This window comes from Vibrio sp. CB1-5 (assembly GCF_059412285.1).
This window is the reverse complement of the sequence record NZ_JBJHPB010000004.1, coordinates 1-14,504: the sequence shown is the minus strand read 5'-3', so window position 1 is coordinate 14,504 and position 14,504 is coordinate 1. Positions and strand designations below refer to the sequence as shown.

Below are 14,504 nucleotides of genomic sequence, written 5' to 3'. Positions count from 1 at the left end.
TTATATGCAAATTGAAACTTTTATTACATACATGACGTTAACGGTCTTGGGTCTTTTGCCAATTATGAATCCACCGTCAGCGGCAACCATTCTTTTGGGGCTAAGCAAGGGACGAGACCGAAATTATATGGTAACGCAGGCGAAGACTGCCGGCGTTTACTTATTCATTGCCTTATGCATTACTTTTTTTATTGGAGCATCAGTTCTCGAGTTATTTAGTATTTCTATCCCAAGTCTCCGACTCGGCGGTGGCATCATTATCTTGGTTATTGGTTTCAATATGTTGTTTCCAAGCGCAAAGAGTGATGGGAATAGTCCAGGGCAAGACTCAATCGCATTGGTCCCTTTAACGATACCGTCACTTTGTGGGCCAGGTTCGATGGCGATGGTTATCAGTTTGGCAGCGCAAATCGCTAGTTACGAAGACCACGATAGCATAGTCAGCGTTTATACAGGTGTAGTAGCCGGGCTGGGTGTTGTAACGCTGATAGCAACGTTTACTTTAACAATGGCATATCCACTGCTTAGAGCTTTAGGACAAAATGGGATTGATGCCTTTACTCGGATTATGGGATTTTTACTAATTTGTATGGGAGTTCAGTTTTTTACGCTTGGTGTTCAGGAAATCGTTTTAGAAATTAATGAACTTCTCGCTTGGCAGTGAAATGACACATTGAATAATTAGGGCAGTCGAAGGTGTTGCCCTATCAAAAATAAGTTTTATATAGGAGTAATTAGAATAGTGAAAGGTATATTCTTTATTGGCTCAATAGCGTTGGTGTTTGGAATAGCTTCTTATACGTATTTTTCACCAACCAAAAAGCAAGAGCGCATTGTTAGGGAAGTGACAAAGTTAGAGCAAACTATGTGGCTAGATAACTTATACTCGAAAAAAGAAGAGTTTGATGGTCTAGGATTACCTGAACAATTTGAATATGTTGAGCGATTTTGCAGCAGGTCCTACAAGATTTCTAACGACCGAAAACGTTGTATAAAGGATGGCAAGTTTATGTTGTTATCTTATCATTACGAACAAGATGGATATATATTAAATCGTCAGGTTTTTGATAGGTTTTACGGCTAGTGAATTATTAATTTTTTTGTGGAATGAATTCTCTATTAACTACGCATTTTGGAGAGAGATATGTTTGCTTTTAATAAGGTTATGGCTTTAATGACCTTTGAACTATACAATTCTAATGTTGATTTTGACTTTATTTTGCCACCTTCTAAACAGGAACTCAGATCAGTTGAATTTAAAGATAAAAAACGTTTAACGTTAATAAATTTGTCTTTACGAGATGGTTACAGTGTTGAGGGTCAGGAAGACAGTGAAGATACAGCATGTGAGTTGTATGTCATTCCAAGTCGAGGTGTGATGTGTGTTGAGCATATTACTTTAGGTAAACCGGTGATGGAAAACAAATCAAGAGACATTATCTTCATTGACTATACAGAGTGCGAAATTGAGGATATTCGTTGGTTTGTTCGTCAGGTTTGCAATTTGGCTGAGAAGTGATAATTGAAGCATATTGCTAGTAGAGGTTGAATGAAGAGATTAATAGTAATGCTGTCTCTTATATCATCGTCCGCGCTCGCATTTGATTCTGAATTTTCAGGGGTTGTTGAGTGTAATAATAATGGTAGAAAACAGCAGTTTATAATCAGTGATAACTCTATGATTGTTAAATCGAGAGCTAACGAGCAACAAATGGTGGCAGTGACACGAAGTAACCATGAACTAGATACAGGGTTGTATCTGGTAAATAGATCTGAGAATAATTCAAAGAGAACTTGGCTCCTAACCCACCATGGAGACGAAAAAGTGGTTGTTTATAATTTTTATGCATTGAGTACTAAAGGAAATACTCAGTTGCCTCCTAGAACGTCTACGAGATGTTCAGTTTTATAGTAATTGTTATATTTTGATACAATGATATTAAATGTCAGTAGCTTAAATCTGGCTTATTGAGTGTTGCCAATTTACATAAGTGAGCCAGATTTCGCTATTTAACCATGCTTACTATAAGGTCTTGTCGTTACCTATCAATCTTTAATACCAAATTAGTTGTAATAAAGGTTGGTTGAATTATAATCGCTGCGTATATTTCTCGTTCGGTAGTATGGTTGTTGCATTAATGTAAGAATCCAACGGTAATGCAACAAAATCAGCAAAAGGTCCTAAATGGTAGAGCTTGATAAAATAGATCTCAATCTTCTTAAAATATTGAAAGCTGTCGTTGAAACGCAAAATACACATTATGCGGCAAGTCAGTTAGGGATTTCTCAGACTACCGTTAGTCGAGGGGTGACAAAGCTAAAAGAGACATTTGGTGAGCAACTCTTTGTACGTAAACCTCACGGTGTAGAACCGTCAGAGTTGGCTGAAAAGCTAGCGGAAGCATCAAGCGATATGTTGACACCTATTGTTAAAGTGCTTGAGTCCTATCACGACTTTGAGCCTTCCGAGTTTACTGGTGAAGTTAAGGTGGCGATGAGCGTTTTTTTGTTAGACCAGTTTGGTGCGGGTATGTTTGACGCACTGAAACTTGTGCTACCAAAGGCGAAATTCAAAATGCTCTATTGGCAAGAGAACACTCTCTTGGATCTACTTAGTGGTAATGTTGACTATGTACTTCATTTTGAAGAGATGCCTCTGCCACAAGAAGTCTATTTACATACATTAAAAGATATCAAACTCAGTCTCATTGCTCGTAAAGATCACCCTGTGTTGAGCTACACGAATGATTGGGCTGAAATCAATCACCTTCCTGTGACTCGCATTATCATCGATGGCTTGAATTCTATGCGAGCTCCTGTAGAAGACCTCTATCGGTCGAAGGGTTATGAAGCTAACGTGACCTTAGCGACGCATAGTATACCTGTGCTGCTTGATAAGCTTCGAAAGTCAGATGCAGTGTGCTTTGGGAGTAGCTTTATGATCGATGATGATCCAAGTTTGATATGCTACTCATTACCCTCTACACCTGAAGAGTTCAAAACGGTCAGAGTGAATGGCGGCTACTTGCATTCAAAACGTGGCTTTCCTCTTAATCAATTGTTGCACCAAACAATACAGGGCTACTTTAAAGACGTTGTTCAGCCAACGTGCCCCTCTTGCCATTGAGGCGTCTTAATCAGCTAACTCATCGAGTTATTAACATTCTGTTGATATTTAATTGATCCCTTCATTTATTTCAATCATAGTGAATGGAGTAGGTTGGTAAGGGATTGCAGAACGGATGAAAGATATCAAGAATTTAGACCTCAATTTATTGAAGTTATTGAAAGCTGTGGTTGAGACAAAAAACACTCACACAGCTGCCAGCCAGTTAGGAATATCACAAACCAGCGTAAGCCGTGGTCTTGCCAAGTTAAGAGAAGTGTTTGGTGACCAACTCTTTATCCGTAAAGCTCATGGTGTAGAACCATCTGAATTGGCAGAAAAGCTCGCCGAAGCGGCCGATTCTATGTACTCACCTATTGAAAAAGTGGTCGAGTCTTTTCAGAACTTTGACTCTCTTGAATTTGAGGGCGATGTAACGATCGCTATGCAAATCTATTTCATTGAAACGTATGGTGTTGGCATTTTTGAAGCGTTACGTGAAGCATTGCCAAAAGCGCGTTTTCACTTTATCTATTGGCAAGATGATTCACTTGGCGAAGTACTCAAGGGCAACATTGATTATTTGATCCAGTTTGATGCTTACCCATTACCCCAGGAAATTTACCTACATCACCTGCACCGTATTAAACTGAGTCTCATCGCTAGAGAAAATCACCCGACTTTGTCGACTACCAGTGATTGGGAGGCGATTCATGAGCTGCCTGTGGTGCGAATTGTGTTTGATGGTATTAATACCAAGCGTGCCCCGATCGAAGATCTATATCGGGCTAAGGGGTATCAGGCCAACATTTCAATGACAACTCATAGTGTTAAAGTTCTGCTAAATAAAATTGCCAATTCCGATGCAATATTGTTTGGCAGTAGCTATATGCTGGAGCTGCAAGATGGACTTGCTTCTTACCCTCTTCCAGCAATTCCTAAAGAGATGCAGCATGCCAATATATGCGGCGGCTATTTACAAACTAAACGAGGTTATCCGTTAAATCAGTTACTCCATCAAACCATGCAAACCTATTTTGATAGTGTGAGGCAACCAGAGTAGCTTGTGGGTGCGAGTGTCTCGCTATAATTGGAAAACCATGATTCGCTATGAAAAAGCCCTGAGCTGAGTTAGTTTACCTCAGAGGCAGGAATTAGCTGGGTTTTGCTTGGTGCAACCTGATCAAACAACAAGAAGAAGTTATTTACTCTATCATTGTCATCTGTCTTTACATCCTTGTGTTTGATCTGCTTCAGCAAGACTGGACACTGCATTAAGCGACATTTTGCTGTTCAAAGTTAACTGGGCTTAGATACCCAAGAGCACTGTGCCTTCTTGTACGATTATAATCAACCTCTATGTATTCAAAGATTGTTTGGCGCATCTCGTCTCGCGTCATGATCGGTTCATACTGGATCGCTTCAACTTTCATTGAATGGAAAAAGCTTTCAACACAAGCATTGTCCCAGCAATTTCCTTTCCTACTCATACTTTGCTTTAGATTGTAAGCAGTTATCATGTCTCTATAATCTTTTGAGCAGTACTGGCTACCTCGGTCACTATGAACGATAACTTGCTCAGGAAAATTACGACGGAACAAGGCCATTGATAATGCATCACAGACCAGAGTCGCCGTCATTCGTGTATTCATAGACCAACCGACAACTTGCCTTGAATAAAGGTCATTAATTACCGCCAAATACAGCCAGCCTTCGCTTGTAGCCACATAGGTGATATCTCCCGCCCACTTTTGATTCGGAGCCTCCGCGTTAAAATCTTGAGCTAGCAGGTTCGGAGCAACTGGCATAGTATGTTTGCTGTCCGTCGTGCACTTAAACTTACGTGCCGCTTTCGGTGTTAAATCTTGTCGTTTCATACTGGCGGCTATGGTTTTAACATTGCGGTTGTCACCGTTTTCAGACAGCTCTTTCTGGATGCGCCTTGAGCCATCACGGCCTTTGCTATTATCAAAAGCCTCTTTGACCTTCGTATCAAGTTCTTGGCGAGTTACCTCTCGCTGGATGGCCTTGTGGCGATGCTTAATCCAGTAATAAAACCCACTTCGTGAAACGCCGAACACCTTAGCCATACGGGCCACGCTGAAACTCAACAGGTGTTCGAGCATGAATTCGTAACATTCTACTTTAGGTTTTTCGCGAAGTAGGTGGCGGCCTTTTTTACAATATCTAGCTCCTCAGCCTGTTCAGCCAATTGCCTTTTGAGTTTGGCTACTTCTGCGGCTAGCTCTTTTTCTCGCTGACTGGTACTGGTGTCGCTCTTAGCTGCCTTACGCCAACCATAGATCTGGGATTCGTGTAACGATAGTTGCTTCGCTGTCGCAGCTACCCCGACTTTCTCTGCTAGCTTCAGAGCCTCTGCTTTAAATTCAGGGGAGTGGATAATACGTTTTTTCTTGCTTGTCATGATTCACCTCGTTAGTGATTGTACTCACTTAACTCGGTGTCCAAAACTGCTGGTGCGGATCAAAATTCATCGATGCATCAAATTTATGCTCCATCTTTTCTGGTTGCTGCAGTTTTGGCAGGAAACACAGTACTATTCTTTATTTCGTATTTATACTCGTAACTGAAGTCAGGGAAGGGGTAATTGTTGGCGTCATGCCACTGACTGATTGTCTGTTCCGCTTTCTCCTTGAGTTCACTATCTGTTGCCGCGAGTTTACCAGCAAGCTGATATTGGTTGGAGAAAGCGAGCTGAGCCCCAACCGCGTCAATTTGCTGCGTAACTAGGAAGAGAATATCTTCTTGTATCGATAAGAACTCTTCGTTGTCTCTGCAGCGGATGTAGCACACTAGGTTGATAAGTAGGGCAAATTCACCTACGCCACAGAATCTCACACGTATTGGTTCTTCTTCTGTTTCTGGATGCTGAAGAAGCAGTCGTCGAATACTAACAATAAGAACTTTAAGCTGTGACTGACTGAGCTCGGGGCGCACTCGTAATGTATGCTCCATACGCCGTTTATCGCGTCGTTCTAAGTTATCAATCTCCATGTTGGCAAATTCTGAGTTGGGGATGGTAATTAGGGAGCGCTCTAATGTGCGTATGCGAGTCGAGCGTAGGCCGATGCTTTCTATGGTTCCTAATTTGTCACCGTAGCGACATAACTCACCAATCTTTATTCCACCATCAGCGTAGAGCGTTAGACCGTTAATGACATTTTCAAGTACAGGTCGAATAGCTAAAGCGACAGCCAAACCACCCACACCAATACCCGCTAAAAGTGGTGAGATAGAAAATCCCATATACTCGATGACGTAAATACCCAATATGACAATGGTGAGTCCACCAAATATACGCGATAAGACGGTAATTAGGGATGAATCAACATTCTTCCCATTATGTTTGTTGTATGCATAGAGGGCGGCAAAGTATTTAAACAGTGCCATGATTAGCCATGAGGTGAAGTAGAACTGGGCTAAAAAGAAACACGTTGTTAGAAACTGATAGAACCCACCTGTTAACCATATACCTTGATCAATAACTTGGCGGGTAATAAATAGAATGAAGCCACAGCTGACGAGTGAAATCAGTTTTCCCACCTTCCACTTAATGTTCTTTTGCTCCCAATGTTGGTTCCACTTCCTACCGAGATAGATACTTAACTTCAGTGCGGTGAAACAAATAATGAGTACAGAGAACACAGCGACCCATTGCCACAAGGGGATCGGGCCGTAAAGTTGATGAGCAGAGTAAGGTAAACGCTCTATGAATGCCTTTGAAAGCAAAGGGCCTGGTGAGTGTATGAAGCTTTGATAATAGTTTGGCCTATCAGGCAAAGCGTAGGCGATAGGCTCCATGATTCGATACCAACGTGGTAACTGTTGTATCGTGATAGGTGAAAATACATATTGGCCCGCACGCTCTCCAGAATCGATTTTAATCAATGAGATATCGGTATTTTCGAAGCGCCAGTATTCATTACTAGTATCGTCAGGAAGTTGATCGAAAACATCTTCGTTAAATCTGTCTAGCACCTCTCTTAGTAATAAGATCCGCTCCATGACAACAACTTGTCGTGTTCGATTAGGCACCATAGACAAGTCCATTGTACGTATGACTTGAGCCAGAGCACGATCAGCCTCGTTGGTTCTTAACTTTTCCTGTTGCCAGTAGTTAATTAATTCGTTGGACGCGGAGAGAAAGCTTTCAACAGTGGCTTTTGGCGAAGCTGTGTTGGCAAGTTCAGGGGGCTTGTGTGCAAAAGCCTGATTACTCCCAATAAGCAACAGTAATATCAAGATCCAAACTAGTCGTGTTGAAAGGGACATAACGTGTTCCTGCTAGTGACGTTCAAAACCCAAAAACTGGAGCAGGAAGGTCTGCTCCAGTTAGCGCAAGGCTATTAAGTTACTTTAGGTGATTTTCGAAAAAGCGCGAGAGCTCTGCCATCGCATCATCTGACTCAGGGAAGTCATGGATTAATCCCTGAATGTAGTCACCATGTGATTGACCGTCATAGATGTGGAGTTCTGCATCGACATTGTTAGCTCGCAAAGTACGGTGCATTCGGACTGTGTCACTGAGCAGTAGATCTCGTGTACCTGAAATTAAGATAGTAGGTGGAAAGTCATGGACATCACCATAGACTGGCGATAGCAGTGGGTTATCTAGGGGCGTTTCACCGGCGTAGACATCAAAGGCCGCCTCAATAAGTCCATCACGAGAGCCTAATGGATCTAGGCCTTGTAACGTAATCCATGAATCCGACGTCTCTTTTAGGTCAGTGGCCGGTGTGCCAGCAAACAGAGCGCCTGGCAGTGGTAGCTCGAGCTCTTTGAGTTTGAGTGTTGTTGCTAGTGTGAGGTTTCCTCCAGCACTAGTACCAAAGATAGCGGTCTTTTCTGCAGGTTGAGTTTTCATGAGTTCCTTCCATACCGCAACCGCATCATCGATAGCTGCAGGGAAAGGGTGCTCTGGTGGTTGACGGTAATTGACAGAAATGACCTTAGCATTTAGTCCGTCAGCCATCCAAATGGCTTCGCGTAAAGCTGCATCGTCGCCACCGAATACAAATGCACCACCATGAATGTGCACTAGCCAGCGATCTTGATATTGAGAGTCAATATTTTTAGGGGTTACAAAGTAGGTATCAACGCCAGCAAAAGATTTTCTTTCGTAGTTAACACCAAGTCTTTCTGCCGCTTCAATAGCGACTTTAGCTTGTGGCGCATCAAACATTTCACGGGCAGTAAGCCATTCTTCTGTTGTAGAGGGCGTCGGAATGCCCATTGAATACACTTTCTGATCCACAATGGCGGCAAAACTACTGGAGACGCCAGCTGGTGTTGGAACTTGGCGCTTTTCCATAGTGACACTTGCAACAGCAGATGCGGTCATTAGTCCAGCAAGAGATAGGGTAGTAACGGTTTTTGTGACGTATCTTTTCATCATGTTCCACTCAATATAGTTTGTTTGATTTGTTTGATTTGTTGAGTGTTATTTTTCACATTAATTGGTGTTCTGGCGACGAATTAGAGAAATTCAGTTTTGCCTTTGAGCTCAATCCAAAAGAGAATTTCTCAAATTCGTCCAACTTCAACGTGAGGTCTGATATAACAAACCTATCTTTTATCACAGAGATTATTCAATGAAGTATCTAGCCCTTATATTAACGTTTAGTAGCTATCTCGTATTCTTCTTCTTCCTTGCTACTCGTATGACGAGTTGATGTAACTCTAGTGAAAGGTGTGAGTCTTATGGAAGTAAAAAGGGTGGATTCAAGCTTTAGTCATTAAAAAATAAAGATTTTTAATTTTTGAGTGGAACTTTTATGATTGTCGCACTTACTGTCTGAAATCAGGTATTTCTATTGTATGAGTGACGGATCACACCCTCAGCATACAACTGGTTGACACTCGTTAATTGGCGTAAATTTGATGCCGCGTTCAGAGCGAACTCACTGTTCAAACTTCAAGTTACTATTTAACCTTTTGGATCAACTCAGTTCGTCGATAGGAATTATAGAAATTCATATACAAATTTTGTGACAAACCAAATATGAATTTCTCAAAACCATAGTGAAAAGCAATAAAGAAACTAATATGGCTCGACAACCAACAGTTAGGTTTATCGATAGAATCTAAAGCGCCATCGATATCCTTTCGAAACCCTTAGGTTCAACTCTTACGTAAAGAATTACGGTGTTTATTTAACAAATAGACTCGGCGCTATTTATTTACTAATCAATAAGATGTAACCAACATGAAGTTAAAGCGTTCAACCGCACCCATAAATTATTCAGCTAAATGGAAAGTCATCGTTCTTGCACTGTCTGTCGCACTGATGCTGCTCAGCGCCCTACCTTCTGCATTTGGCGAACGTGAAGCTTTACACATTTCAAACCATACGCACTCGGCACGTCCAGATAACATCTATCGCTATTTAGTGGATAACGATATCGATGTTCACAGCGTTCATGAAGCAAACGATATGTTTGTCGTGACCTTTTCTTCAAGTGGGCAGCAAGCTCCAGCACAAACATTAATGTCTGAGTTTATTCAACCATCGGAGACCGTTGCCCTCACACTCGAACCTGCCGCGCCTTCTTGGCTAACCTCGCTTGGTTTTCAGCCGATCAAATTAGGGTTAGATCTTCGTGGTGGCGTTCAGTTTCTCTTAGACGTCGACCTCACCCCCGTTTTAAATGCTCACGCACAATCGGTGATCGACGATCTTCGCCAGGAATTTCGTGTACGCGCTAGTGTAGAAAGCGGTGAAGTGAGTATTACTCAATATAACGAAGCACAATTGGGGGATATTCGAGCTCACTTAAGAACACAGCATCCTAATTGGACTCTGAGTCAATCGGGGGAGCGCTTAGTAATCTCAATGAATGAGGAGGAAAGGCGTTCAATTCGAACTCTCACCGTGACACAAAACCTTCAAACCATGCGAGGCCGTATCGAAGAGTTAGGGATCACGGAAGCCGTCGTTCAGCGCCAAGGTGAAAATCGAATTCGTATCGAACTACCGGGCGTCCAAGATCCAACTTCAGCAAAAAACATTATCGGCGCCACGGCATCATTAGCGTTCTATCATGTGGAACCGAATGCCAGCGCACGAACGAAAGTCGTCAATGACCAAGATGGTCGGCCTGTCCTTCTTCATAGAAACAGCATCTTAGGAGGCGAACATATTATTGATGCTCGTGCCAGCCTAGGAGAAATGGGCACACCTGAAGTTAATATTACGCTTAATAGCACGGGTGGACGACTGATGACTAATCACTCACGCAGTAATATCGGCAATCCAATGGCGACTCTGTACAGCGAATACAGCCAGTCAGAGACAGGGCATTCCATTGAACAAAGCGAAGTCATCAGTGTTGCAACAATTCAGTCTACGCTGGGTAATCGCTTTCGAATCACTGGCGTAGGCTCGATGCAAGATGCGCAAGAACTTGCTCTTCTATTGAGAGCTGGCTCGCTGACAGCTCCAGTCACAATCGTTGAAGAAAGAACAATAGGGCCAACGCTAGGCGCTGAAAACGTCAAAAATGGGTTTGCGGCACTCGCCTTGGGGCTGGGTTTTACTTTGCTGTTCATCGCCTGTTGGTATCGACGCCTTGGTTGGGTTGCGAACACGGCACTGACGATCAACTTAGTGTGCCTGTTTGGTCTGTTAGCGCTCATTCCAGGAGCAGTGCTCACGCTTCCCGGCATCGCAGGGTTAGTACTCACCGTGGGGATGGCAGTCGACACCAACGTACTTATCTTTGAGCGCATCAAAGACAAAATGCGAGAAGGCAGAAACTTTGCTCAAGCCATAGACAGAGGTTTCGATAGTGCATTCTCTTCGATTTTTGATGCCAACCTCACCACCATGATCGTCGCCATTGCTTTATATGCAATCGGTAACGGTCCGATTCAAGGCTTTGCTATCACACTGGGGTTAGGACTATTAACTAGCTTGTTTACCGGCGTATTTGCGTCTCGAATTCTTATCAACTATTTGTGGGGAAGAGACACCTCACACGAGGTGAAGCTGTAATGACCAAATCAATTAACGTCACCAAAATACGTCAATTGATGACGATAATATCTCTGATTCTATTGACACTTTCCATTACTACTATCGTCGCAAGGGGATTCAATTGGGGTCTCGATTTTACGGGAGGTGTAGTCGCCGATATTCAAACAAACCCGAGCGTATCTCAAGTTGTGCTCAAATCTCATCTCGACTCTGCATTGAGCCAAGACGTACAACTAACTGCTGCAGGCAGCGAGGGGTATTGGCAGCTACGTTTCAATGATACAGACATAGATTTGCACGAATCATTAAACCAAGCACTATTACCCCTAGACAGCAGTTTTCATATTGCCAACAGTAGCGTGATTGGCCCTCAGGTTGGATTGGAAATGGTCGAACAAGGCGGCTTGGCAATTTTGGCTTGTTTCGTTCTGACCTTACTGTATTTGAGCTACCGATTTGAGTGGCGATTAGCGCTAGGTTCTGTTGCGGCGTTGGTTTATGACATTGTCATTGTGCTAGGACTATTTGCGATGACTCACATCGAATTCAACCTGACCGTTTTAGCTGCGTTATTGGCAGTCATGGGCTACTCCCTAAATGACTCGATCATCATTTCAGACAGAATCCGTGAGGTATTTCGTGCGAAGCCAGACGGTGAAACCGATGCCCTTCTCGACCAGTCCATAGTGTCAACCTTATCACGAACACTAGTCACATCAGGCACCACCTTAGTCACAGTCTCTTCATTGTGGTTATTAGGAGGGAGTGCGCTAGAAGGGTTTGCCATTGCATTGTGCGTCGGTATTTTCAGTGGAACATGGTCCTCTATCTCCATCGGTACGCTATTGCCAACTCGTGTGGGTTTAAAACCAATCCACTATAAACAGGAAGAAACTGAACCCCTTCAACACATACCTTAGCTTTTACTTACTTAGAACGCTATTAGGCGACTGTTAGTCGTCTGATAGCAACAAAGAATTTCTCTAATTCATGGGCTAAATCACCTATTCACTTTAAGTTAGCAACATGATTAAACGCATAGCTTTGCGCCTATCGCCTGATAGGTAAAAGCTTAAACATCTAATTTGAAACGAACTGCCACTTGGCATTGTTGCCGTTCTATTTTTCAAATTGTTCGGCGATAACTTACTCACTGGGGCTTATCTCAGTCCGCCTACATCATTCTGGTGTTTGATTAAAACACTTTCAGGGTACTTGTATTGTCAGCAAGAACCCATGTTAACTTGGAGTTCCCATGCAAGAGATTATATCGGCGATTTGGATGCAAGATTTTGATGCTTTGCTTGAATTGAACTCACTGCACGTTTTATTGCTTTTACTGGGCGTCGTGCTTTTTCTCGAGTCGAGTTTTGTTTTTTTACCGCTGCCAGGAGACGGTTTAGTGTTGTTTATTGGGGGTATGGTGGGTTTGGGTGCGATTGATTTTTCAAGCGCCCTACTGCTGCTGACCAGCGCTGCATTTTTAGGCAGTATTGTTGCGTACCTTCAAGGGCGTTGGCTGCACAATACTCAATTCATGCGTAAAGCTGAACAAACACTTCCAGCGGAATCGCTACCCAAAGCCAAAAATCTGTTAAACCAATTTGGATTTTTATCCCTGTTCATTTCTCGTTTTGTTCCCTTCGTTCGCGTATTGACCCCAATGCTGATGGGCGTTGCACAACTCAGTTTTATAAGGACGCTTGTCGTCAGCTTCACCAGTTCGATTATGTGGGTCTTCAGTTTGTTGCTGCTAGGAAAGTGGGTCATGCGACACCCATTCGTCTCTCAATACCAAGAATTCATTACAAAATGGTTTTTGATGGGCAGTTTGGTTTTGATGATCATTGCATTTATCGCAATTTTCATGCGACTTGCAACCAAAAAACGACAACTAAAAATACCCTATTAGACAACGCTGCAACCATATTCGCACTCATTGTCAAAGGTTTCATATATGACATCAATTAACTTAGCTTTTTCGTCAGAAAGTGGGGAAAAGTTGTATTTGGAAATACTAGCATGCCTTACTCCTAGAAAGGCGAAACAGCTTAACAAAGCAATACTCGGGGCGGAGAGTTCCGAACTGCCTTCAGTATTAAGAAACCTCTCTTACCCACAACGTATCGCTACATGGACTCTACTAAACGAAGTAAACCCAAACCTTGCAGCTAGCTTACTCGAGCACTTGTCAGATCCTGAGCTTTTATGGCTGTTCAGCCAGTTACCTGACACCACGAGCCTTAAGTTGTTTCAATATCTGCATTCCGCTGACCGTCGATTACTACTAAACGAACTACCCACTGAACTAACAAAACAGCTCAAACAGGCGCTGCCAACAATATGGGAAGATGAAGAACGGGCGGCCTTAAAATACCGACAAGACAACGCAGGAGGAATTTGCAGGAGTGAAACTCTTAAACTACCTTCAGATGCCACCGTCGACAGCTTGAGCGCTAGATTAAGTAATGAAGAACACGGTTTGGATCGACTAGAGTGGCGCTATGTATACTTACACGACACAGAAGGCAGTTATTTAGGCGGACTTAAAATACGATTAAAAGCACACTAGATAAAACGCTGCACCCCATCATACCTGTCGTTGACGAACAAGGTTTTCAAATTGGCATTGTCGGCTAGAAACATCTTAATGAAGCTCTATATTTACGTTCTAAGCAGCAGATGCTTGAACAATCTGGTGTATTCGGGGGAGATGAATCCCGCACCATGCTAGTGCTTAAACGTAACCTACGTCGACTCACCTTTTTAATGCCTTCAGTTGCGTTAAGTTATGCTGCGATTTCAATCATTGCTATATACGAACCCATCATAGAGCAAATCGCTGTCTTAGCGGCGGTGTTACCACTTGTCGCCAACCTTTCCGGAGCCGCGGGGAATCAATCCGTAACCGTATCTATTCGCGAGTTATCTTTGGGACAAATCTCAACCAAAGACCTTCTGTATGTGGTAGCAAAAGAGATCCCTATTGGCGCCCTCGTACTTCTTGACCATTCCTTCACTATACGGGCCAGGTTCGATAGCGGTTATCATCAGTTTGGCCGCTCAAATTGCAACGTATGAGAATCACACTAGCATGGCGAGTGTCTATGGAGGTGTTGTGACAGGACTTGCTGTTGTTGCAATGATAGCGACGCTCACTTTAACCATGGCTTACCCTTTTCTAATTCACCTTCGGCAAAAACAGTAGCGCAACTTCCTAACAGGCTAACCGGATAGAACGCCACCGTTTTTTAGTTTCTCAATTTTTTGGATTAAATAAAGACACTTTACAGGGGATACGCCTATAGTTTATGACACGTCATTAAATAAGCCCGCATTAAGCGGGCTCAGATTGCTGACGAACCCCGCTTTTTAGCGGGGTTCTTTTTTCATAAGCGACCG

The 14,504-nt window shown here is 42.9% G+C and carries 13 protein-coding genes; 10 read left to right on the top strand and 3 right to left on the bottom strand.

The annotated features are described in order from the left end of the window. Positions 1–4: 4 nt before the first annotated feature. The 5 genes from ACJB0T_RS03910 (at position 5) to ACJB0T_RS03890 (ending at position 4,169) form a co-directional block, all read left to right on the top strand. Complete coding sequence (locus ACJB0T_RS03910) at positions 5–664, top strand: MarC family NAAT transporter (RefSeq protein WP_353499638.1); 660 nt, start codon at positions 5–7, stop codon at positions 662–664. Positions 665–742: 78 nt separating this feature from the next. Next, entirely contained in the window at positions 743–1,084 is a 342-nt protein-coding gene (locus ACJB0T_RS03905) for a hypothetical protein (protein ID WP_353499639.1), read from the top strand. Between the two features lie 60 nt (positions 1,085–1,144). After that, positions 1,145–1,519: a hypothetical protein gene (locus ACJB0T_RS03900; protein WP_479293957.1), complete on the top strand. Its 375-nt coding sequence runs from the start codon at positions 1,145–1,147 to the stop codon at positions 1,517–1,519. Between the two features lie 666 nt (positions 1,520–2,185). Beyond that, positions 2,186–3,127: a LysR family transcriptional regulator gene (locus ACJB0T_RS03895; RefSeq protein WP_479293958.1), complete on the top strand. Its 942-nt coding sequence runs from the start codon at positions 2,186–2,188 to the stop codon at positions 3,125–3,127. A 115-nt stretch (positions 3,128–3,242) separates the two neighbouring features. Then, positions 3,243–4,169, top strand: coding sequence for a LysR family transcriptional regulator (locus tag ACJB0T_RS03890; RefSeq protein WP_479293960.1), 927 nt, complete (start codon positions 3,243–3,245; stop codon positions 4,167–4,169). A 211-nt stretch (positions 4,170–4,380) separates the two neighbouring features. On the opposite strand, the gene ACJB0T_RS03885 is transcribed toward ACJB0T_RS03890, so the two are convergent. The 3 genes from ACJB0T_RS03885 to ACJB0T_RS03875 all read right to left on the bottom strand — a co-directional run bounded on the left by ACJB0T_RS03885 (position 4,381) and on the right by ACJB0T_RS03875 (position 8,522). After that, positions 4,381–5,531 (bottom strand): IS3 family transposase gene (locus ACJB0T_RS03885; protein WP_479293962.1). Its coding sequence is split into 2 segments (ribosomal slippage): positions 4,381–5,288 and positions 5,288–5,531, totalling 1,152 coding nucleotides; the frame shifts between segments, so codons are not numbered across the junction. 83 nt (positions 5,532–5,614) lie between these two features. After that, positions 5,615–7,399: a mechanosensitive ion channel family protein gene (locus tag ACJB0T_RS03880; RefSeq protein ID WP_479293964.1), complete on the bottom strand. Its 1,785-nt coding sequence runs from the start codon at positions 7,397–7,399 to the stop codon at positions 5,615–5,617. A 79-nt stretch (positions 7,400–7,478) separates the two neighbouring features. Then, a complete protein-coding gene (locus ACJB0T_RS03875; RefSeq protein ID WP_479293965.1) occupies positions 7,479–8,522 on the bottom strand; it encodes an alpha/beta hydrolase in 1,044 nt (347 codons plus the stop codon). Between the two features lie 810 nt (positions 8,523–9,332). Between ACJB0T_RS03875 and secD the strand changes: the two genes are divergently transcribed. From secD to ACJB0T_RS03850, 5 genes are all read left to right on the top strand, one after another. After that, positions 9,333–11,120: a protein translocase subunit SecD gene (gene secD / locus ACJB0T_RS03870; RefSeq protein ID WP_479293967.1), complete on the top strand. Its 1,788-nt coding sequence runs from the start codon at positions 9,333–9,335 to the stop codon at positions 11,118–11,120. After that, positions 11,120–12,022 carry a protein translocase subunit SecF gene (secF, locus tag ACJB0T_RS03865; protein WP_479293969.1) on the top strand — a complete coding sequence of 301 codons (903 nt, stop codon included), beginning with the start codon at positions 11,120–11,122 and terminating at the stop codon, positions 12,020–12,022. The genes secD and secF overlap by 1 nt, the downstream gene beginning before the upstream one ends. 335 nt (positions 12,023–12,357) lie before the next feature. Beyond that, on the top strand, positions 12,358–13,014 hold the full coding sequence (locus tag ACJB0T_RS03860) for a DedA family protein (protein WP_479293971.1): 657 nt from the start codon (positions 12,358–12,360) through the stop codon (positions 13,012–13,014). A 45-nt stretch (positions 13,015–13,059) separates the two neighbouring features. Then, positions 13,060–13,674 carry a magnesium transporter MgtE N-terminal domain-containing protein gene (locus tag ACJB0T_RS03855; protein WP_479293973.1) on the top strand — a complete coding sequence of 205 codons (615 nt, stop codon included), beginning with the start codon at positions 13,060–13,062 and terminating at the stop codon, positions 13,672–13,674. Between the two features lie 110 nt (positions 13,675–13,784). After that, on the top strand, positions 13,785–14,183 hold the full coding sequence (locus tag ACJB0T_RS03850) for a magnesium transporter (RefSeq protein WP_479293976.1): 399 nt from the start codon (positions 13,785–13,787) through the stop codon (positions 14,181–14,183). The last annotated feature ends 321 nt before the right edge of the window (positions 14,184–14,504 follow it).

Bases quoted from the DNA above. Each gene is read 5' to 3' on its own strand.
- ACJB0T_RS03850 (WP_479293976.1), top strand. From the start codon at position 13,785: ATGCTTGAACAATCTGGTGTATTCGGGGGAGATGAATCCCGCACCATG.
- ACJB0T_RS03895 (WP_479293958.1), top strand. From the start codon at position 2,186: ATGGTAGAGCTTGATAAAATAGATCTCAATCTTCTTAAAATATTGAAA.
- ACJB0T_RS03900 (WP_479293957.1), top strand. From the start codon at position 1,145: ATGTTTGCTTTTAATAAGGTTATGGCTTTAATGACCTTTGAACTATAC.
- ACJB0T_RS03880 (WP_479293964.1), bottom strand. From the start codon at position 7,399: ATGTCCCTTTCAACACGACTAGTTTGGATCTTGATATTACTGTTGCTT.
- ACJB0T_RS03890 (WP_479293960.1), top strand. From the start codon at position 3,243: ATGAAAGATATCAAGAATTTAGACCTCAATTTATTGAAGTTATTGAAA.
- ACJB0T_RS03860 (WP_479293971.1), top strand. From the start codon at position 12,358: ATGCAAGAGATTATATCGGCGATTTGGATGCAAGATTTTGATGCTTTG.
- ACJB0T_RS03875 (WP_479293965.1), bottom strand. From the start codon at position 8,522: ATGATGAAAAGATACGTCACAAAAACCGTTACTACCCTATCTCTTGCT.
- ACJB0T_RS03910 (WP_353499638.1), top strand. From the start codon at position 5: ATGCAAATTGAAACTTTTATTACATACATGACGTTAACGGTCTTGGGT.
- ACJB0T_RS03855 (WP_479293973.1), top strand. From the start codon at position 13,060: ATGACATCAATTAACTTAGCTTTTTCGTCAGAAAGTGGGGAAAAGTTG.
- secF (WP_479293969.1), top strand. From the start codon at position 11,120: ATGACCAAATCAATTAACGTCACCAAAATACGTCAATTGATGACGATA.
- secD (WP_479293967.1), top strand. From the start codon at position 9,333: ATGAAGTTAAAGCGTTCAACCGCACCCATAAATTATTCAGCTAAATGG.